Origin of the sequence: Pseudoxanthomonas sp. (assembly GCF_002863005.1) — a bacterium.
Lineage (GTDB): Bacteria > Pseudomonadota > Gammaproteobacteria > Xanthomonadales > Xanthomonadaceae > Pseudoxanthomonas_A.
On sequence record NZ_PKDG01000008.1, the window covers coordinates 46626 to 65059 of the forward strand.

The window sequence follows — 18434 nt, forward strand, 5'->3', positions numbered from 1 at the left end:
TATGTCGGGGTTCGCAAGATCACCCCAACCGATAGCCCTGCCGCTTCGTCAGGCCTCGCCCGCAGCGGCATCCGAAATCTCAAGAAACCATCGACGCCTTTCACTCGGCTGATCCAGCCTGTCGTAGTCCTGCGTGAAAGCATCCAGCAGCGCCGATGTAGGCGACTCATACTTCCAAAGCTTCTTCGCAAGCAGATGTTGAAGGACCTCCAGTTGGGACAGCACCTCGTCATCCCCTTCGGTTGCCAGAGCGGCGTCGGCAAAACGGCGATACAAGTCCGCCAGCAGGTCGCTGCCCTCGCGGGAAGAAAGCGCTTCATAGAGGTAGCGCTGGTCCACCACAGGATCGACCGATCCCGCATGTACGCCATGCTCCGAGAGGAAGCCTTCCATCAGTTCCGACCGGCACGCGATCTCGGCCGCCAGAAGCCTGTAAACCCCGGTGAACGCTTCGACCGCTGTCATGGGTGATCCTTTCTCCTGCACGTTGACCTCTGTGTCCACGACGAGTGGGGGGCTGGATCGAGCCGTCATCGTCCCCCCCCCATCCTACCCGTTCGCCGTCAGGCGTTCTGCTCCACCAAGCGCGGCGATTTCATCACCCCCAGCACCCGCAGCGCGCGTGCCATGAACAGGCCGCTGAAGAGGCCGTAGGTGCCGGCCACCACCACGACGGCCGTCGTCGTCTCGAGGAGGCCCGGCGTCATGGCATGGACCACCGCCACGGCGTACTTGAAGAAGAAGATGCCCATCATCAGCGCGAGCGGTAGCCAGCTGCCGGGGACGGTGAACTGCTTCGTCGATGCGTCGTAGGCCACGCGGCGCGACGGTGCGCGTAGCATCGCGATGGCCACCACGGCGACCCATGCGCAGGCCCAGGCGGTCAGCGCGGTAAGGTGGGCGTCGAACGTCGACCAGACCGAGTACAGCGACCACGCCAGCATGGCGACCGGCAGCACGATCAGGCGGCCGCGCGAGACCTGGCGCGTCCTGCTCTGCAGGCAACCCAGGTAGACCAGGCCGAAGAACAGGCCGAAGACCCAGAGGGGGGTGTGGGTGAGGATCTGCATCATGGGGCGAGGGTCCGGGAGGGGCCGACACCGCGTCGGCTCATGCACATCCTCGGACCCGCCCGCCTTGCCGTGAGGTGCCGGAAGTCAACACTTTCAGGTGCCGGAGGTCGTGGGGCCTCCCCGCGCGTCCGGTCGGCTCGGCGATGAGGCTTGCCGTCACCGTCGCAGGGCTTTCCTGTGCCATGACGAGGAAAATATCGTCGATGGCGAACCTATCTGGTGCGTCGCCGTCGTTCTTAAGTGCCATGACAAGGAAAATTTCTTTCGACGTCGAAGCATGGAGGTGCCATGACGATGAAATTTTCATCGATGGCGAAGTTCTTTTGTGCCATGACGAAGAAAATCGCAACGACGCCGCTGTTCTTTCTTGTGCCATGACAATGAAAATATCTTCGGCATCGACGCTCCATGGTGCGATGACCGGGAACATTTCTCCGATGGCGCCCCTCTCTGGTGCGGCATCGAAGAAAAAAGCATCGCCATCGATGAAATTTTCATCGCTTCCGGTATTTCCGGCCTCGGCAGCCGATCAGAGTGCACAGCCGCGGCGGCTCATCGAAGCCTGGATCGTGTTCGCGCTGGAGGGGCTGTTGCGCATGGCGCGGCGAAGTTCTTCACAGGTCACGTTCTTGAGGAACTGCTGGTAACGGCCAACGAACGAGCTGTCGTGGAGGATCACGTTGAGCCGTGACGGTGCCTCGAACGCGCGCTTGTCCTGGCGGACGAAGAGATCACGCTCGCCTGCGCGCAGCGGCGCGGCCGGCAGCGAGAGCACCAGCGGCCCCGTGTCCTGCGATGGCAGCGGCGGCGCGTCGTGCGGTGCCGTCTCAGGAGGCGTCGCCGACATGCGCGGCGCGGGTCGCGGGCGTGCAGGCAGCGACGGCAGGTTCGGGCGCGAAGCCACGGTGCGTGGAACGACGGTCGGGCGCGCGATGAAGCGCAGGCGCAGGCGATCGCTGTCCTCCGCCATCCGTCCCTGCCCCGACGGGCGGGAGACCAGCAGCACAACGCCGACACATGCATGCACCAGCACGACCACGACGACGGCGACGATCCTGTCCCTGCGCATGCGTTCCATCCTGGTGGCGAGCGAGTGTGCGAATGGCTCGCCACCCTACCTGCACGACCGCCGCGCCACGCATCGCAGCGCGAACACGTTCAGAACGAAGTCAGCCCCATGTAAGGGATGGGTTAAACGCCTACAAAAAAAGGGGCGGTCGCCCGCCCCTCTCCGTGCGTCGCGTCGGGCGGAGGTCAGCGAACCTCCGCGATCTCCACGCCATCCAGGCCCTGCGCCAGTGTGCGGGCGTCGCCGCCCTGGGCCAGCTTAATGCGCAGGCGCACCTCGTTCTGCGAGTCGGCGAAGCGCAGCGCATCCTCGTAGCTGATCTCGCCGGCCTGGTACAGCTCGAACAGGGCCTGGTCGAAGGTCTTCATGCCGAGGTTGGTGGATTCCTTCATCACTTCCTTCAGCTTGTGGACCTCGCCCTCGCGGATGTAGTCCTGCACCAGCGGCGTGCCGAGCAGGATTTCCATCGCCACGCGGCGCGCCTTGCCGTCCGGCGTGGGGATCAGCTGCTGCGCCACCACGCCCTTCAGGTTCAGCGAAAGATCCATCAGCAGCTGCTGCCGGCGGTCTTCCGGGAAGAAGTTGATGATGCGGTCCATCGCCTGGTTGGCGTTGTTGGCATGCAGCGTGCACAGCACCAGGTGGCCGGTTTCGGCGAAGGCGATGGCGTGGTCCATGCCCTCGCGGGTACGCACCTCGCCGATCATGATCACGTCCGGCGCCTGGCGCAGCGTGTTCTTCAGCGCGGCTTCCCAGCTGTCCGTATCGATGCCGACCTCGCGCTGGGTGATGATGCAGCCTTCATGCTTGTGCACGAACTCGATCGGATCCTCGATCGTGATGATGTGGCCGGTCGAATTCTGGTTGCGGTAGCCGATCATCGCCGCCAGCGAGGTCGACTTGCCGGTACCGGTGGCACCGACGAACAGGATGATGCCGCGCTTGGTCATCGAGAGCGTCTTGATGACGGGCGGCAGGTTCAGCTCTTCGATGGTCGGGATGCGCGTCTCGATGCGGCGCAACACCATGCCGACCTGGTTGCGCTGGTAGAAGCAGCTCACGCGGAAGCGTCCCACGCCCGCCACGCCGATGGCGAAGTTGCACTCGTGGGTCTTCTCGAACTCCTCGCGCTGCGCCGGCGTCATCACGTTCAGCACCAGGTCGCGCGACTGCTGCGAGGTCAGCGGCGTCTGCGTGATCGGCGAGATCTTGCCGTGCACCTTGATGGACGGCGGCATGCCGGACGTGATGAACAGGTCCGACGCCTTCTGGTGCGCCATCAGCTTGAGGAACGAGGTGAAATCGATGGTGCTCATGGCGATGCTCCGTAAGACGGAAGAAGCCGCGGGACGGCGGCCGCCGGTGGCGGCGCCGCGCGGCCGTTACTCGAACAACCGCTTTTCCTTGGCGTATTCCTTGGCCTGCTGGCGCGTGATCAGGCTGCGCTTCACCAGATCCTGCAGGTGCTGATCGAGCGTCATCATTCCGTAGTTCTGGCCGGTCTGGATGGCCGAGTACATTTGCGCCACCTTGTCCTCGCGGATCAGGTTGCGGATGGCCGGGGTGCCGACCATGATTTCCCAGGCCGCCGTGCGGCCACCGCCGATCTTCTTAAGCAGCGCCTGCGAAATGACCGCGCGCAGCGACTCGGACAGCATCGAGCGTACCATTGGCTTCTCGCCGGCGGGGAACACGTCGATGATGCGGTCGATGGTCTTGGCCGCCGAGCTGGTGTGCAGGGTGGCGAACACCAGGTGGCCGGTTTCCGCGGCGGTCAGCGCCAGGCGGATGGTTTCCAGGTCGCGCAACTCGCCGACCAGGATGTAGTCGGGGTCTTCACGCAGCGCCGAACGCAGCGCCTCGTTGAAGCCGTGCGTGTCGCGGTGCACTTCGCGCTGGTTGATCAGGCACTTCTGCGAGGTGTGCACGAACTCGATCGGGTCCTCGACGCTGAGGATGTGCCCGTACTCGTTCTTGTTGATGTGGTCGATCATCGCCGCCAGCGTGGTCGACTTGCCCGAACCGGTCGGGCCGGTGACCAGGATCAGGCCCTGCGGCTGCTGGATCAGTTCGCGGAACAGCGGCGGGCAGCCCAGGTCTTCCAGGGTCAGGACTTCCGACGGAATCGTGCGGAAGACGGCGCCGGCGCCACGGTTCTGGTTGAAGGCATTGACGCGGAAGCGCGCCAGCGACGGAATCTCGAACGAGAAGTCGACCTCGAGAAATTCTTCGAAGTCGCGCCGCTGCTTGTCCGACATGATGTCGTAGACCAGCGCGTGCACCTGCTTGTGGTCCAGCGCCGGGATGTTGATGCGGCGTACGTCGCCATCCACGCGGATCATCGGCGGCAGGCCGGCCGACAGGTGGAGGTCGGATGCTTTGTTCTTTACCGAGAACGCCAACAGTTCGGCGATATCCATGACGCTGCTTCCCCAAGTTGCTGCGAACTGGAACCTTGATTCCCCGGAGGGCAGTATAGCGCCCTCGCCGTTCCCGCCAATGGTTGGATGAACATGCTCGCCGACACCCTCAGCGAGACCCTGCAACACCTTGAAAACGCAGCGAAAGCCACGCATCGGCCAACCCCTGCATTGCTGGCCGTGTCCAAGCTGCAGCCGGCGTCGGCCGTCGCCGAACTGGCCCGCGCGGGCCAGCGCGCGTTCGGCGAGAACTACGTGCAGGAAGCCCAGGCAAAGATCGGGGAACTGGCAGGCATGGGCCTGGAATGGCACCTCATCGGCCACTTGCAATCGAACAAGGCCGAACTCGCGGCGCAGCTGTTCGACTGGGTGCAGACGGTAGACCGTCACAAATTGGTTGGCGCTCTGTCACGCTATCGCCCTTCCGATCGTGCGCCGCTCAACGTGCTGGTGCAGGTGAACATCGACGATGAAGCCAGCAAGCATGGCTGCCAACCCGACGAGGTCGCCGCCCTCGCCGCTGCCATCGCCGCCGAACCGCGCCTGCGCCTGCGCGGGCTGATGGCGATTCCCGCGCCCCACCCCGACACCGCCCGGCGCATCGACGCCTTCCGGCGCATGCAGGCACTGCAGGACCAGCTTGCGGCGAAGCATCCCGGCGTGGATACCCTGTCGATGGGCATGAGCGAGGACTACGCACTCGCCGTCGCGCACGGGGCCACGATGGTCCGCATCGGCACCGCCCTGTTCGGCGCGCGCCCGTCGCGACCCGCCTGACTCCTTTCGACTTTCCCGAGGCCTGACGCCATGACTCCTTCCACGTCGCGCTTGCTGACGCATCCCCTGGCCTTCATCGGCGGCGGCAACATGGCGCGCAGCCTGATCGGCGGCCTGCTCAAGCGTGGTGCGGACCCCTCGCGCATCCGCGTGGCCGAGCCCAACGAACCGCTGCGCGCGGCGCTGGCGGCCGACTTCGGCGTGCAGGTGTTCACCGAGGCCGGGGAAGCGGCCTATGGCGCGGACACCTGGCTGTTCGCGGTGAAGCCGCAGGTCATGCGAGCGGTGTGCGAATCCCTCGCCCCGATGGCGCAGGCGCAGCGACCGCTGGCCGTCTCCATCGCCGCCGGCATCACCGTCGCGCAGATGCAGCGCTGGCTGGGCGGTGGGGTGCCGGTGGTGCGCAGCATGCCCAACACGCCCGCCCTGCTCGGCGCCGGCGTCACCGGCCTGCATGCGAGCGGCGAAGTCGACGCGACGGGTCGCGAGCGCGCGGAACTGCTGCTCTCCGCCGCGGGCCCGACCGTCTGGATCGATGCCGAAGCGAAGATGGATGCCGTCACCGGCGTGTCCGGCAGCGGCCCGGCCTACGTCTTCCTGCTGGCCGAGGCGATGGAATCGGCTGCCGTGGCCGAAGGCCTGTCGGCCGACGCCGCACGCACCCTGGTGCTGCAGACCGTCCTGGGGGCGGCGCGCATGCTGACCGAAAGCGGCGAGACGCCGGCCGAATTGCGCCGCCGCGTGACCTCGCCCAACGGCACCACCCAGGCGGCGATCGAGACCTTCCAGGCCGGCGGCTTCGAAGCCCTGGTCGCGCGGGCCGTGCGCGCGGCGACCGCACGGGGCGGGGAACTGTCCGCGGCGAACGATTGACTTCGCATCCGGCCCGCTCGGAACCTCGTAACGTACCTACAGCACACAGGCACCCACGCCGATGAAACGCCTGATCGCCCCGCTGATTCTCGCCCTGTCCCTGGTCGCCTGCTCCGGCGGCGAGACGCCGCGTGCCGCCGAATTCGTTCCACCGGCGCCAGCCGAAACCGACTTCGGCAGCCTGCGCGTGCGCTACAACGCGCTGCCCACGCTGGCGCTGAGCGCGCCCGTCGCGAAGCAGTACGGCGTGCAGCGTGATGCCGGTACCGCGCTGGTGCTGGTCGCCCTGCGCGAGGTTAAAGGCGCCGAGGAAATCGATGCGGATGGCGAGGTCAGGGTGACCGCGCACGATCTCTCCGGCACGCGCCAGGCGATCGAACTGCGCAAAGTCGAAGCCGGGGGATACACCGACCTGATCGGTACCGCCCGCGTCTCGCCGCGCAATTCCTATCGCTTCGAGATCGTGGTGCAGGCCGGTGGCCGCACGGAAACGGTGACGTTCCAGCGGAATTTTTGAGGTCCGCGGGACCCGATGTAGGAGCGACGTAAGTCGCGACCGCACGCCGTCCCTATCGAACTGTCCATTGCAGAACACAGTGATGATGACGCACCCGCCCTATCGAACGAGCGGATGGCGTCTGGTGCGCGGTCGCGACTTACGTCGCTCCTACAGAAGCGTCAACCTCAGGACTGGCGAGCCGCCCAAGCCTGCACGATCGCCGCGATGGCTCGCACGCCGTCGGTCAGCGCGGCTGGCCCCGGCTGCAGGATCAGCGGCGACTTGATCTCGTGCAGCTCACCGTCGCGCACGGCGGGGATCGCGTCCCAGCCCGGACGTGCCGCCACGCGCTCGGGCCGGAACTTCTTGCCGCACCATGAGCCCAGGATGAGGTCGTGTGCGCGCCGCACCACCTCGCTGCCGTCGGCGAGGATGCGGTGCTTGGCCAGCGACTCGCGCGCCATCTCCGGGAACACGTCGTCGCCCCCGGCGATGCCGATCAGTTCGGACACCCAGCGGATGCCGGTGATCTGCGGTTCGTCCCACTCCTCGAAGTAGACCGTCGGCCGGCGCTGCAGCCGCGCCGCCTGCGAACGGATATCGTCCAGTCCGCTTGCGAGCGTGTCGGCGTACGTGTTGGCGCGCGCCGCGGCACCGACCAGCGCGCCCAGCCGCCGCACGTAGTCGATGATGCCGTCCACGCTGCGATGGTTGCTGATCCACACCTCCACGCCCCGCCGCACAAGTTCGGCGGCGATGTCGGCCTGGATGTCGGAAAAACCGATGGCGAGATCCGGCTGCAACGACAGGATGTCGTCGATCTTCGCGCTGGTGAACGCGCTGACCTTCGGCTTTTCCTTGCGGGCTTGCGGCGGACGCACGGTGAACCCGCTGATGCCGACGATGCGGTCCTGCTCGCCCAGCGCGTACAGCGTCTCGGTCGGCTCTTCGGTCAGGCAGACGATGCGCTGTGGGCCGGTCATCGCAGTATCTGTGCTTTGGGAGCGGCGTGAGTCGCGAGCTGCTGGCATGCCGGGACAAGCTCGCGACTCACGTCGCTCCCACAACGACGTTCAATAGCCATCACGGAAACAGCATCCGCTTGCTCCACGCGCCCGCGGCATCGCATTCGAAGCGCCAGCGCTCGTGCAGCCGGAACTGCGCGCCGTACCAGAACTCGATGGCGTCCGGCGCCACGCGATAGCCGCTCCAGCCTTCGGGACGCGGCACGTCGCCGCCGGCGAAGCGCGCTTCGACGTCGGCCATGCGGTTCTCGAAGGCCTCGCGCGAATCCAGCGTCTCGGACTGGATCGATGCCCAGGCACCGAGCTGGCTCTGGCGTGGACGCGAGGCGAAGTATGCGTCGGCCTCTGCGTCGTCGACCGGCTTCACCCCGCCCTCCACGCGCACTTGGATGCCGGCCTCACGCAGGCTGCGCCACAGGAACAACAGCGCGGCGCGCGGATTGTCGTGCAGTTCGCGGCCCTTCTGGCTGTGCGTGTGTGTGTAGAAGACGAAGCCGCGTTCGTCGAACGCCTTCAGCAACACCGTGCGCGCGGACGGGCGGCCGTCCGGCGTGGCGGTGGCCACCGTCATTGCATTGGGTTCGACTTCGGTGCCTGCGGTTTTCGCTTCACCGAACAGCGTGGCGAACGTGGACAGGGCCTCGGCGTACAGATCGGTCATGGCATCGCAACGGCAGCGCCCGCATCCCGGGCATGCGCTATTGTCGCGCGATGACGACACCCGTGCATCCCGAGGGTTTCCCAGCGCTGCTCGTCGACGACGCGCTGCGGACGGCATGCGCATCGCGGGCGAGCCCTCCGGTGTTCGCCATCACCGGTCTGCAGGGCAGCGGCAAGTCGACGCTGGCGGAGCAGGTCGCGGCCCGGGCGCGCGGCGAAGGCCTGCGCGTGGCGGTGCTGTCGCTGGACGACCTGTACCTGACCCGCGCGCAGCGGCAGCGGCTCGCGGCCGAGGTGCATCCCTTGTTCGCCACGCGTGGCCCGCCCGGCACCCACGATGTGGCGCTGGGGTGTAGCATGCTGGATGCGTTGCGCCATGGCGAAGAGGTGATGCTGCCGCGCTTCGACAAGCTGGCCGACGACCGCGCGTCCGACGACGCCTGGATACGGATCGACGGCCGCGTCGACTTGGTGCTGTTCGAGGGCTGGTGCCTGAAGGCGGTGCCCGAGGACGACGCGGCGCTGGCCACGCCGATCAATGCGCTGGAGCGCGAAGAGGACGCGGGCGGCCGCTGGCGCCGCCATTGCAACGACGCCTTGCGCAACGATTACCCGGCGCTGTGGTCACGCATCGATGCGCTGTGGTTCCTGCAGCCGCCCGGCTTCGAGATCGTGCGGACCTGGCGCTGGGAACAGGAGCAGGCCCTCGTTGCGCGCGACCCGCAGCGGACCGGCATGGACCGCGCGCAACTGGACCGCTTCATCCAGCACTACGAACGCACCAGCCGGCACCTGCTGGCGACGCTGCCGGCGATCGCCGAACGCACGATCGCGCTGGACGAAAGCCGCTACCCGCTGTTGTAGGAGCGACGTCAGTCGCGACCGCAAGGCTTGGCGAACAGAAGAACCCAACGTTGGGCGCGTGCGTAGGCTGCCGATGAACTCCAGAACCCCGCAGGTCAGCGGTCGCGACTGACGTCGCTCCTACAGGAGATCCGCGCCCCCTCACTCCACCACAAAGCTGATCCGCAGGTTCACGCGCCACTCGGTGACGTTGCCGCCGTCGTCGGTGACGACCTTGATCTCGTTCACCCAGGCGCCCTTGATGTTCTTCACGGTCTCGGAGGTCTTCTTCAGCCCTACCTTGACCGCGTCTTCCATGCTGGTCTTCGATGATGCGTTGACTTCGATGATCTTGGCGACGGACATGGCTTGCTCCTCGATGGCCGGCACGGTGCCGGAGGGCCACCCTAGTCCCGGCCGTGTTAAGTCCACGCCACGTGTGCGGGCGGTGCTAGCATCTGGGGCATCATGAATCCGGCCCCCAACCTGATCCTGGTCGGCCCCACGGGGGCCGGCAAGACGTCCATCGGCAAGCGCGTCGCCGAGCGCTTCGGGCTGGTGTTCGTGGATGCCGACCAGGCCATCGTCGAACGCACCGGCGCCAGCATCGCGACGCTGTTCGAGCATGTCGGTGAGGTCGGCTTCCGCGAGCGCGAGAAAGCCACGTTGCATGAACTGCTGGCGGGCCACGGCCAGCTGATCTCCACCGGCGGCGGTGCCGTGCTTGACGCCGACAACCGGGCGCTGATGAAACAGCGCGGCTATGTGGTCTACCTGCAGGTCAGCGTGGACGCCCAGCTGAAGCGCCTCGGCCGCTGCGCGAACCGTCCGCTGCTGCAGCGCCCGGACCGCGAGCAGGTGCTGCAGGAGATGGCCACGCTGCGCGAACCGCTGTACCGCGAGATCGCCGATCTGGCCCTGGACACCGACGGGCTGACCCCCCCGGACGCCACCGCCCGCCTGACCCAGCTGCTGGCGCACCGCTGGCAGCCCATCGAAGAGAACGCATGAACCACGCACGCACCGTCGATGTCGGCGGCGAGATTCCCTACACCATCACCATCGGGCCGGGCCTGCTGGGCGACGGCGCCGCGCTTGCGCGCCATGTGCGCGGCCGGCACCTGCTGCTCGTCAGCGATTCGCTGGTGGCGCCGCTGTACGCCGGCACAGTACGCGAGGCCCTGCATGCCGCGCGTCCGGACCTGGCCATCGGCACCTTCATTCTGCCGGCGGGCGAAGAGTCGAAGACGCTGGCCCACTTCGGCCATGCCATCGAGGCGCTGGCGACGCTGGGCGCGACGCGCGACGCGTGTGTGGTGGCGCTGGGCGGCGGCGTGGTCGGCGATCTGGCCGGGTTCGCGGCGGCGTGCTGGATGCGCGGCGTGGATTGCGTGCAGGTGCCCACGACGCTGCTGTCGATGGTGGATTCGTCGGTGGGCGGCAAGACCGCGGTCGACATCCCGCAGGGCAAGAACCTGGTGGGCGCGTTCCACCCGCCGCGCGCGGTGTTCGCCGACACGGCGGCGCTGGCCACGCTGCCCCCGCGCGAACTGCGCGCCGGCCTGGCCGAAGTGATCAAGTACGGCGCGATCCGCGATGCGCGCTTCTTCCAGTGGCTGGAACAGGAACGCGCAGCGCTGCTGGCGATGGATAGCGAGGCGCTGGCCCTGGCGATCGCCGCCAGTTGCGAACACAAGGCGGAGATCGTGGCGCGTGACCCGCTGGAGAAGGGCGAACGCGCCCTGCTGAATTTCGGCCACACCTTCGGCCATGCCATCGAGACCGAACAGGGCTACGGCGGCCTGGGCAACGACAACCTCAACCATGGCGAGGCGGTGGCGGTGGGCATGGTGCTGGCGGCGCGGCTGTCCGCGGAGCTGGGCCTGGCGCCCGCCGCGGACACGGACCGCCTGGAAGCCTTGCTGGCGGGCTACGGCCTGCCGGTCCGGATGCCGGCCGGCCTGGCGCCCGAGGCCCTGTTGGCCCGCATGCGCCTGGACAAGAAGAATCTCGCCGGACGCCTGCGGCTGGTGCTGTGGCGCGGGCTCGGCCAGGCCGAGGTGGTGCCGGACGTGGACGAAAGCCGCGTGCTGGCCGTGCTGTCCGGCTAAAATGCCGCCATGCGCGTCTTCCTCCAGCAACGCCCCGACGCGGGCGAAGCGCCCCGCTACGTCCAGCTGACCCTGCAGCCCGATCTTTTCGGGGGATGGGAGCTGTTGCGCGAAACGGGGCAGATCGGCGGCCGCGCCACGCTCAAGCGCGAGCAGTACCTGCTGCAGGACGAGGCCAATGCGGCTTTCGAGAAGGCTCGCGACAGCCATCTCAAGCGCGGCTTCCAGTTGATGTTCGCCCGCGGCGCCGACGCGCCCAAGTAACCCTTCCCCGGAACCACGATGACCGCTTCGAAGAACGATCGCTTCCTGCGCGCGCTGCGCCGCGAACCCGTGGATTGCACGCCCGTCTGGCTGATGCGCCAGGCCGGCCGCTACCTGCCGGAGTACCGCGCCACGCGCAAGGACGCCGGCAGCTTCCTGGCGATGGCGAAGAACCCGGAGATCGCCTGCGAGGTGACGCTGCAGCCGCTGCGCCGCTACGACCTGGATGCGGCGATCCTGTTCTCGGACATCCTGACCGTACCGGACGCGATGGGACTGGGGCTGTACTTCGTCGAGGGTGAGGGCCCGAAGTTCGAACGCACCGTGCGCAGTGCCGCCGACGCCGCCAAGCTCGGCGTGCCGGACATGGAAACCGAACTGCGCTACGTGATGGATGCCGTGCGCGTCATCCGCCGCGAGCTGGACGGCAAGGTGCCGCTGATCGGCTTCTCCGGCAGTCCGTGGACGCTGGCCTGCTACATGGTGGAAGGCGGCGGCAGCAAGGACTTCGCCCGCATCAAGGCGATGGCGCTGAACGAACCGGCCGCGCTGCACCGCCTGCTGTCGGTCAACACCGATGCCGTGATCGCGTACCTGGCCGCGCAACGCGCTGCCGGCGCGCAGGCGCTGCAGGTGTTCGACACCTGGGGCGGCGTGCTGAGCCCGGCGATGTACCGCGAGTTCTCCCTGCCCTACCTTCAGCGCATCGCGCATGAACTCGACCGTGGCGAAGGCGCGGAGCGCACCCCGCTGATCCTGTTCGGCAAGGGCACCGCGGCCTACCTGGAAGACCTGGCCGCCACCGGCGCCGAAGGCGTGGGCGTGGACTGGCTGGTCGAACTCGGCGATGCCGCTCGCCGCACCGGCGGTAAGGTCGCGCTGCAGGGCAACCTGGACCCGGCCACGCTGTATGGCTCGCCCGAGGCGATCCGCCACGAGGTCCGCCGCGCGCTGGACAGCTACCGCGACGGCAACGGCGGTTCGCGCGACGGTCACGTCTTCAACCTCGGTCACGGCATGTCGCCGGACATGAACCCCGATCACGTCGCTGTGCTGGTGGACGAAGTCCACGCCTACAGCGCGCGCTGACGCCGTCCTGCCCCACCCGTGGAGTGACGCAATGGAGCGCCGCCCCCTGCTCGCCTTCACCGCCGGCCTGTTGCTGGCGGTCAGCGCCCACGCCCATACGGACGAAAGCGGCGCGGCGCGCGTCCTGCACGTCGCCGGTGGCGACTTCCCTGCCCTGGTGATGGTGGTGCCGCCGGACGAACACGCCGCGCGCAGCGTGGCGGACGCCATGCCCGGCTGCGACCGCATCCGCGCCCGCCGCCTCGACGAACTTGCGCCGGGATGGCGGCAGCGGGTGGCACGGATCGACCTGGACTGCGAAGACACCCTGGCCGACGACGCGCAGGACATGCTGACCGCCGTGGCCGCACGCGCGCTGCTGCATCCCGGACGCGTGCAACTCGCCGGCCAGCCGGTGGTGGAGGTCCGGCTGATGGATTCGCAGCGTTGGGGCGACCACCAGTATGTGGTCGCGTCGACCTACACCGAGGCCGCCCCGGTGCTGAAGGCCTTCGTGGAGGACGCCTGTCGTGCGCGTGTGCTCGCGGAGGAATCGGCTCCGGCCACCTGCACCATGCTGCAGGCCGACGACGGGTACTTCCTGCCTGCCGGCGATGCCGGCGGCATCTGGATCCATGCCGACAGCGACGACGCCACGCGCACGCTGTACGTCGAAGCCTGGGCGGACTGAGCCGGTGCGCCGCCTCTTGCTGCTGGCGCTGTCGGCGTGCCCCGCCATCGTGATCGCGGGGGATGCGGATCGCTTTGCCGGTGACTACGGTCATGACGCCACCGCCACGGCGGATGAGGTCGTGTGGACGGTGGTCGCGGTCGGCGACCAGTGGCGGATCGTGCGCACGGCCGATGGCGAGGCACAGGCGGCGCACCGCCTGCAGGCGCGTGGGCGCGCGACGTTCTGGGACCGCATGGGGTGGCCCGCGGACACGGCCACCGACGCGGACTGCCTGAGCTGGGGGGAGAAGCCGGCATCGCTGGCCGACCTGCTGGCCGACCCGCCCACCTCGGCGACGGCACCCGGCGACGAGGCCGGACTCGGCGTGCTCTGCCACGTGCCGCCCGCGAGCCGGGCGCGCATCGAATGGCTGGCCAGCCATGCGGGCGACTGGTTCTATTACGACCCTGTCGCGGGGGTCATGGACGTTCGCCGCCTGCGCTGAACGCCCTCACCCCAGACCCGACCGCGGACTCCGCAGGCGCGGCGTGGTGCCGTCGGTACGATCGGCCGGCAGGCGGTATTCGAAGCGGATCTCGCGCATGCCGTCGGGCACGGTGATCTCCATCGCGTCGGGCGCCACGCAGCGGCCGCGCAACAGGTCGCGGACCGCTTGTGCTTCCTGCCGCAGCGTCTCCGCCTGGTCCTTCCGCGCGATGACGGCCGGACGCAGGTAGACCGCATCGTCGGCGATCCACATCTCGTCCTCGCGCCCCTCATGGGTGCTGGCCAGGACGGTATCGGGCCGGGCGTCGCCATTCGGCATGCCGCGCACCTGCAGCACCTGTCGGCAGCGCCCCGTATTGAGCACGCGGACGTCCGCCGCGAAGCCGGCGAGGAACGCCTCGGCCTGGCGCTGGACCTCGTCGTCCGACGTACTGTCGGCTTCGACGCTGTAGCGCACCTTGATGAAGTAGAGGTCGCGGACGGTCATCGCGAGCGCCGAGCGATAGCGCTTCTCGCGCATCGGGACTTCCATCGCGAACGAGCGCGCCTTCACCGCCATGGCGCCGAGCATGTCCTGTCCGCCCACCGGCGCGGTTTCGAAGGTACGGCTTTCGCCGAGCCGCACCTCGCCCGCGTTGCGACCCCGCGCGATCTGCACGATCTCGTCGACCCCCTGCTGGAACGCACGCTCGAACACCGGATCGAACACGACGCCGGCGGGATACAGGTACAGATCCATCCAGCGGTCCGGCTGGCGCGAGTCCTGGTAGCGCACCGACACGCCCAGTTCCTGCTGCTCGTAACGCTTCTCGCCGATCGCCTCCCAGCCCTGCACGCGCAGCGGATACAACGCGCGGGTCGCGGTGATGTAGTCGCCCAGCAATGGCGGTTCGGGCATTTCCGCACGCGCCGTCGCGGCCAGCAGGCCGAACGCGAGCACACCCAGGCAGCGGCTGAACGCCCTCACGGCATGTCCTCCTGTACTCCGGATGCCCCGCGCGCGACCTGCGCCGCGATCACGGCAGCCAGCATGTCGCCGGTGACGGGCTTGCGCACGAAGTCGTCGAACCCGGCCTGTCGCGCCAGCGGCTCGGCTTCCGCATCGGTGCGTGCGGTCAGGGCGATCAAGGGCGTGGTCATGCCGTGCAGCCGCAACTGGCGGGCCAGCGCCATGCCGTCCAGGCCCGGCAGGTCCAGATCGAGGAAGGCCACGTCGAATACCGTGGTCACCACCTCCGTCAGCGCGGCCAATCCATGCGGCGCATGCGTCACGCGGTGGCCGCGCGCGCGCAGCAGCCCCGCCACCACCTCGGACACGGTCACATCGTCTTCGACCAGCAGGATGTCCAGCGTGCCGACATCGACCGGGGCCGATACCGCTTCGGCCGGCGTCGCGTCCCCGGCCGGGTCGGTCGCGAGCGGCTGCAGCGCGGGCAGGTCGACCGAGAAGCGCGTGCCCTTGCCCGGAGCGCTGTCCACGTCGATGCGCCCCCCCATGGCGACCGCCAGTTCCTGGCAGATCGCCAGGCCCAGCCCGCTGCCGCCGTAACGCGCCGTGGTCTGCGCGCCTTCCGCCTGTTCGAACCGACGGAACAGCCGCGCCTGCTGTTCGGCGTTGATGCCGGGGCCGGTATCGCCCACCGTCAGCCGCACCCCGTGCGGCGACAGCGGCACCGCGTGCAGGGACACATGGCCGGCCTCGGTGAACTTGATCGCATTGCCCAGCAGGTTGAGCAGGATCTGCCGCAGCCGCAGCGGATCGCCACGCACCAGCCGCGGCACGCCCGCGGCGACGCCGTCATGGAACGCGAGCCCGCGCTTGCCCGCCACCGGCCCCATCAGCGCGACCACGTCGGCGAGCAGCGCATGCAGGTCGAACTCCACCTGCTGCAGCTCCAGCTTGCCCGCTTCGATCTTCGCCAGGTCCAGCGCATCGTTGACCAGCCGCAGCAGGTGCGTGCCCGCCCGCTGGATTGCATCGGCATAGCCGCGCTGGCGTTCGTCCAGCGGCGTGGCCTGCAGCAGCTCGGTCATGCCCAGCACGCCCGTCATCGGCGTGCGGATCTCGTGGCCCAGCGTGGCGAGGAAGCGGGTCTTGGCCAGCGAGGCCTGTTCGGCCAGTTCGCGCTTGTGTTCGGCCAGCTGCCACGCACTGCGGCGACGCACGCGCCGGCGATACGCCGCCGCGGCGAAAAGCAGCAGCAGCACGCCGACCACGGCAAACATCGCCATGCCCCACGCACTGCGCCACCACGGTGGCAGTACGTGCAGGGACAGCACCAGTTCGCGCGATGCATTGCCGGCGGCGTCGTAGGCCTGGACGCGCAGCCGGTAGCGGCCGGGCGTCAGCGCGGAGAACACGCGCTCGCCGCTGGCGCCCTGGTCCATCCAGCCGCTGTCGAAGCCCTCCAGCAGCGAACGGTAGCGGTTGCCCAGCGGATTCTCGTAGCTCAGCAGTCTCGTGCCGACGAGCAGTTCGTGGTCTTCGGGCTGCAGTTCCAGTGGCTGGTCTATCCGCAGGTGGACCACGTCGTCGCCGCGGCTCACCTGCAGGCTGTCCAGCACCAGGTTGGGAGTCACCGGTTTCGGATCCGGCAGCTGCGTGTCCAGCAGCGCGACCGAACCGTCCGCTGCGGTGGTGGCCAACAGGCCGTCGGCGGTCATCAGCAGGCCGCGGTCGTTGAGCTCCTGGCTCAGCAGCCCTTCGCGCACGCCGAAGTTGCGCAGCAACGCGCGCGATCCCTGCAGGTTGGGATCGATGCGGAACAGGCCACGCCGGGTGCCCAGCCAGACCCGTCGCTGCGGATCCACGGCCAGCCCCGTCGACTCGACCGCCGGCAATCCCTGTTCGGCCCCGATCAGCCGTTCGCGTACCCAGCGGCCGCCCTCGCGGCGCCACGCCTCCACGCCCGAGAGGCGATGCAGCCACAGCCGATCGGCATGCTCGAACGCGAATGCGTACACCCGCTCGCGACCCATCGCGCCCTGCGTCACGAACCGGCCTGCCGCCGCATCCCAGACCATCATGCCGGCGGCGCCGCCGAGCCAGACGTGGCCGTCGGGCGCCACCGCGATGCCTTCGATGTCCGGCAACCCGCCGCCGTCCTCCTGCTTGGCGACCGTGCGAAGCACGCGACCGCTGGCGATGTCGCGCTGCTGCACGCTGCCCATCTGCGAGACCAGCCACAACGTGTCGTCCGGTGCCTCGACCAGCCAGTCGATGGAGGTATTGTCGGGAACGGCGTCCTCGCCCTCCTGCCCCCACTGCCGCGAGGCGCCGGTGCGGGGATCGATCCGGATCAGGCCGCTGCGATGGCCGATCCACAGGTGCCCCCGGCGATCCTGCCGCAACGAGGTGAGCCGCAGTTCCCCCAGTGCCGCGGCATGGTGCGGCAACGGCACGACATGGCCGCTGCGCGTGTCCAGGCGTTCGACCTTGCCCGTGCTGCTGGCGATCCAGAGGCCGTCGGCGCCCGCCTGCGACAGGCCGCGGTAGAGTCCGCCGCCCAGTCCCTGCGCCGACGAGAAGGCCGCGATGCGTCGCCAGTCCGAACGCAGGTAAGCCAGCCCGCGCGTGGGTACCGGCACCCACAGTCCACCGTCCGGCAGCGCCAGCACGGTCTGCAGCACGCGGCCGATGCCCACGTTCTGCGCGTCGTAGTTCACCGGCGCCGGCGCACGATCGCCTTCGGTGCGCCAAAGGCCGCCCTGGCTGGCCAGCCAGTACTCGCCCTGGCCGTCGCTGGTCATCGCGATCAGCGCATTGGGGCGCGCGAACATGGGCGACCACGGCGGCGACACCCAGCGCCCATCAGGCGTCCAGCGATGCACGCCGTCGGCCGCGCCGACCCACATCGCACCGCCGTCGGCGGTCACCGAGTAGATGATCAGGCCCTCGCCGCCCGGCAGCGCCAACCGACGCAGCCGGCCATCTTCAAGACGCGCCAGGCCGCCCATGGTGCCGACCCACAGCGTGCCCCGCGCGTCGAAGGCCAGCGACAGCACGTTGTCGGACGGCAGGCCATCGCTTCCCTCGGCCGCCGCCGCGAAGCGGGTGATGCGACCGTCGGCGGCGAGCCGGTGCAGGCCGCCGCCGAACGTGCCGAACCAGAGTTCGGCGCCGCGGCTGGTGATGGCGAACACGTCATCGCTGCCCATCTGCGGGTACTGCGCCTGGCGGTAATGGCGGAACCCGCGACGGTCGACATCCATCATGCTGAGTCCGCCGTTCTCGGTCGCCACCCAGATGCGGTCCGCGGCGTCGATGTGCAGCGCCTGCACCACGTTGCCGGGCAGCGATGCCGGATCGGCGGGATCATGCCGCCAGACCTTGAAGCTGACGCCGTCGTAGCGCGCCAGGCCATCCCACGTGGCGACCCACAGGTGGCCCGCGCGATCGCGGGCGAGCGCTGGAATGGTGGTGGACGGCAGGCCATCGCCCGCACCCAGCAGGCGGAAGCGGGGAATCTCGGGTACCGCAGCCGGCGCGAGCACGGGCGCGCACAACAGGCAGAACAGCAGCCACCAGCACGCACGCATCGCCATTCCTGCCCGCCCCTCGTTCCCTGGTCA

Annotated in this window: 21 protein-coding genes; 10 read left to right on the forward strand and 11 right to left on the reverse strand. The window is 68.6% G+C overall.

All coding sequences use genetic code 11. The features are described 5' to 3' along the window. Window positions 1-48 precede the first annotated feature (48 nt). From CYU89_RS01335 to CYU89_RS01360, 6 genes are all read right to left on the reverse strand, one after another. On the reverse strand, window positions 49-465 hold the full coding sequence (locus CYU89_RS01335; protein ID WP_296278419.1) for a hypothetical protein: 417 nt from the start codon (window positions 463-465) through the stop codon (window positions 49-51). Window positions 466-563: 98 nt separating this feature from the next. Further along, entirely contained in the window at window positions 564-1073 is a 510-nt protein-coding gene (locus CYU89_RS01340; protein ID WP_296278420.1) for a DUF6622 family protein, read from the reverse strand. A gap of 37 nt (window positions 1074-1110) precedes the next feature. Continuing rightward, on the reverse strand, window positions 1111-1503 hold the full coding sequence (locus CYU89_RS01345; RefSeq protein WP_296278421.1) for a hypothetical protein: 393 nt from the start codon (window positions 1501-1503) through the stop codon (window positions 1111-1113). 99 nt (window positions 1504-1602) lie between these two features. Further along, window positions 1603-2142: a hypothetical protein gene (locus tag CYU89_RS01350; RefSeq protein ID WP_296278422.1), complete on the reverse strand. Its 540-nt coding sequence runs from the start codon at window positions 2140-2142 to the stop codon at window positions 1603-1605. A gap of 185 nt (window positions 2143-2327) precedes the next feature. Next, window positions 2328-3458, reverse strand: a complete 1131-nt coding sequence (locus CYU89_RS01355) for a PilT/PilU family type 4a pilus ATPase (RefSeq protein WP_296278423.1) — start codon at window positions 3456-3458, stop codon at window positions 2328-2330. Between the two features lie 66 nt (window positions 3459-3524). Beyond that, entirely contained in the window at window positions 3525-4562 is a 1038-nt protein-coding gene (locus CYU89_RS01360) for a type IV pilus twitching motility protein PilT (protein ID WP_062352229.1), read from the reverse strand. A gap of 93 nt (window positions 4563-4655) precedes the next feature. Here CYU89_RS01360 and CYU89_RS01365 point away from each other — a divergent pair, with 93 nt between their 5' ends. The 3 genes from CYU89_RS01365 (at window position 4656) to CYU89_RS01375 (ending at window position 6729) form a co-directional block, all read left to right on the forward strand. Then, window positions 4656-5339, forward strand: a complete 684-nt coding sequence (locus tag CYU89_RS01365; RefSeq protein ID WP_296278565.1) for a YggS family pyridoxal phosphate-dependent enzyme — start codon at window positions 4656-4658, stop codon at window positions 5337-5339. Window positions 5340-5369: 30 nt separating this feature from the next. Further along, window positions 5370-6212: a pyrroline-5-carboxylate reductase gene (gene proC, locus CYU89_RS01370; RefSeq protein ID WP_296278424.1), complete on the forward strand. Its 843-nt coding sequence runs from the start codon at window positions 5370-5372 to the stop codon at window positions 6210-6212. Window positions 6213-6273: 61 nt separating this feature from the next. Next, a complete protein-coding gene (locus CYU89_RS01375; RefSeq protein ID WP_296278425.1) occupies window positions 6274-6729 on the forward strand; it encodes a DUF4426 domain-containing protein in 456 nt (151 codons plus the stop codon). A 167-nt stretch (window positions 6730-6896) separates the two neighbouring features. On the opposite strand, the gene CYU89_RS01380 is transcribed toward CYU89_RS01375, so the two are convergent. Together CYU89_RS01380 and pdxH are read right to left on the reverse strand one after the other, a co-directional pair. Beyond that, window positions 6897-7694: a cobalamin-binding protein gene (locus tag CYU89_RS01380; RefSeq protein WP_296278426.1), complete on the reverse strand. Its 798-nt coding sequence runs from the start codon at window positions 7692-7694 to the stop codon at window positions 6897-6899. A 100-nt stretch (window positions 7695-7794) separates the two neighbouring features. Continuing rightward, window positions 7795-8397: a pyridoxamine 5'-phosphate oxidase gene (gene pdxH, locus CYU89_RS01385; RefSeq protein WP_296278427.1), complete on the reverse strand. Its 603-nt coding sequence runs from the start codon at window positions 8395-8397 to the stop codon at window positions 7795-7797. Window positions 8398-8429: 32 nt separating this feature from the next. Between pdxH and CYU89_RS01390 the strand changes: the two genes are divergently transcribed. Next, on the forward strand, window positions 8430-9260 hold the full coding sequence (locus CYU89_RS01390) for a kinase (RefSeq protein ID WP_296278428.1): 831 nt from the start codon (window positions 8430-8432) through the stop codon (window positions 9258-9260). A 141-nt stretch (window positions 9261-9401) separates the two neighbouring features. On the opposite strand, the gene CYU89_RS01395 is transcribed toward CYU89_RS01390, so the two are convergent. Continuing rightward, a complete protein-coding gene (locus tag CYU89_RS01395; RefSeq protein WP_267791749.1) occupies window positions 9402-9605 on the reverse strand; it encodes a dodecin family protein in 204 nt (67 codons plus the stop codon). A 102-nt stretch (window positions 9606-9707) separates the two neighbouring features. On the opposite strand from CYU89_RS01395, the gene CYU89_RS01400 reads away from it, so the two are divergent. The 6 genes from CYU89_RS01400 to CYU89_RS01425 are packed head-to-tail and all read left to right on the forward strand — an operon-like array spanning window position 9708 to window position 13860. After that, entirely contained in the window at window positions 9708-10250 is a 543-nt protein-coding gene (locus tag CYU89_RS01400) for a shikimate kinase (protein WP_296278429.1), read from the forward strand. Then, complete coding sequence (aroB, locus tag CYU89_RS01405) at window positions 10247-11350, forward strand: 3-dehydroquinate synthase (protein ID WP_296278430.1); 1104 nt, start codon at window positions 10247-10249, stop codon at window positions 11348-11350. The genes CYU89_RS01400 and aroB overlap by 4 nt, the downstream gene beginning before the upstream one ends. Before the next feature lie 9 nt (window positions 11351-11359). Beyond that, the gene (locus CYU89_RS01410) at window positions 11360-11614 is read left to right on the forward strand and encodes a WGR domain-containing protein (RefSeq protein ID WP_093300856.1); all 255 of its coding nucleotides are present in this window, start codon (window positions 11360-11362) and stop codon (window positions 11612-11614) included. Window positions 11615-11632: 18 nt separating this feature from the next. Next, window positions 11633-12703 (forward strand): uroporphyrinogen decarboxylase, encoded by a 1071-nt coding sequence (gene hemE, locus CYU89_RS01415; protein ID WP_296278431.1) that lies wholly within the window; start codon window positions 11633-11635, stop codon window positions 12701-12703. A gap of 31 nt (window positions 12704-12734) precedes the next feature. Next, window positions 12735-13373, forward strand: coding sequence for a hypothetical protein (locus CYU89_RS01420; protein ID WP_296278432.1), 639 nt, complete (start codon window positions 12735-12737; stop codon window positions 13371-13373). A gap of 4 nt (window positions 13374-13377) precedes the next feature. After that, complete coding sequence (locus CYU89_RS01425) at window positions 13378-13860, forward strand: hypothetical protein (protein ID WP_296278433.1); 483 nt, start codon at window positions 13378-13380, stop codon at window positions 13858-13860. Window positions 13861-13866: 6 nt separating this feature from the next. On the opposite strand, the gene CYU89_RS01430 is transcribed toward CYU89_RS01425, so the two are convergent. After that, window positions 13867-14829, reverse strand: a complete 963-nt coding sequence (locus tag CYU89_RS01430) for a hypothetical protein (RefSeq protein WP_296278434.1) — start codon at window positions 14827-14829, stop codon at window positions 13867-13869. Further along, window positions 14826-18401, reverse strand: coding sequence for a hybrid sensor histidine kinase/response regulator (locus tag CYU89_RS01435; protein ID WP_296278435.1), 3576 nt, complete (start codon window positions 18399-18401; stop codon window positions 14826-14828). Before CYU89_RS01435 ends, CYU89_RS01430 begins: the two co-directional genes overlap by 4 nt. Window positions 18402-18434: the final 33 nt, after the last annotated feature.

Coding starts and splice junctions, on each gene's coding strand:
- CYU89_RS01335 (WP_296278419.1), bottom strand. CDS start 465: ATGACAGCGGTCGAAGCGTTCACCGGGGTTTACAGGCTTCTGGCGGCC.
- CYU89_RS01340 (WP_296278420.1), bottom strand. CDS start 1,073: ATGATGCAGATCCTCACCCACACCCCCCTCTGGGTCTTCGGCCTGTTC.
- CYU89_RS01345 (WP_296278421.1), bottom strand. CDS start 1,503: ATGTTCCCGGTCATCGCACCATGGAGCGTCGATGCCGAAGATATTTTC.
- CYU89_RS01350 (WP_296278422.1), bottom strand. CDS start 2,142: ATGCGCAGGGACAGGATCGTCGCCGTCGTCGTGGTCGTGCTGGTGCAT.
- CYU89_RS01355 (WP_296278423.1), bottom strand. CDS start 3,458: ATGAGCACCATCGATTTCACCTCGTTCCTCAAGCTGATGGCGCACCAG.
- CYU89_RS01360 (WP_062352229.1), bottom strand. CDS start 4,562: ATGGATATCGCCGAACTGTTGGCGTTCTCGGTAAAGAACAAAGCATCC.
- CYU89_RS01365 (WP_296278565.1), top strand. CDS start 4,656: ATGCTCGCCGACACCCTCAGCGAGACCCTGCAACACCTTGAAAACGCA.
- proC (WP_296278424.1), top strand. CDS start 5,370: ATGACTCCTTCCACGTCGCGCTTGCTGACGCATCCCCTGGCCTTCATC.
- CYU89_RS01375 (WP_296278425.1), top strand. CDS start 6,274: ATGAAACGCCTGATCGCCCCGCTGATTCTCGCCCTGTCCCTGGTCGCC.
- CYU89_RS01380 (WP_296278426.1), bottom strand. CDS start 7,694: ATGACCGGCCCACAGCGCATCGTCTGCCTGACCGAAGAGCCGACCGAG.
- pdxH (WP_296278427.1), bottom strand. CDS start 8,397: ATGACCGATCTGTACGCCGAGGCCCTGTCCACGTTCGCCACGCTGTTC.
- CYU89_RS01390 (WP_296278428.1), top strand. CDS start 8,430: ATGCGCTATTGTCGCGCGATGACGACACCCGTGCATCCCGAGGGTTTC.
- CYU89_RS01395 (WP_267791749.1), bottom strand. CDS start 9,605: ATGTCCGTCGCCAAGATCATCGAAGTCAACGCATCATCGAAGACCAGC.
- CYU89_RS01400 (WP_296278429.1), top strand. CDS start 9,708: ATGAATCCGGCCCCCAACCTGATCCTGGTCGGCCCCACGGGGGCCGGC.
- aroB (WP_296278430.1), top strand. CDS start 10,247: ATGAACCACGCACGCACCGTCGATGTCGGCGGCGAGATTCCCTACACC.
- CYU89_RS01410 (WP_093300856.1), top strand. CDS start 11,360: ATGCGCGTCTTCCTCCAGCAACGCCCCGACGCGGGCGAAGCGCCCCGC.
- hemE (WP_296278431.1), top strand. CDS start 11,633: ATGACCGCTTCGAAGAACGATCGCTTCCTGCGCGCGCTGCGCCGCGAA.
- CYU89_RS01420 (WP_296278432.1), top strand. CDS start 12,735: ATGGAGCGCCGCCCCCTGCTCGCCTTCACCGCCGGCCTGTTGCTGGCG.
- CYU89_RS01435 (WP_296278435.1), bottom strand. CDS start 18,401: ATGCGTGCGTGCTGGTGGCTGCTGTTCTGCCTGTTGTGCGCGCCCGTG.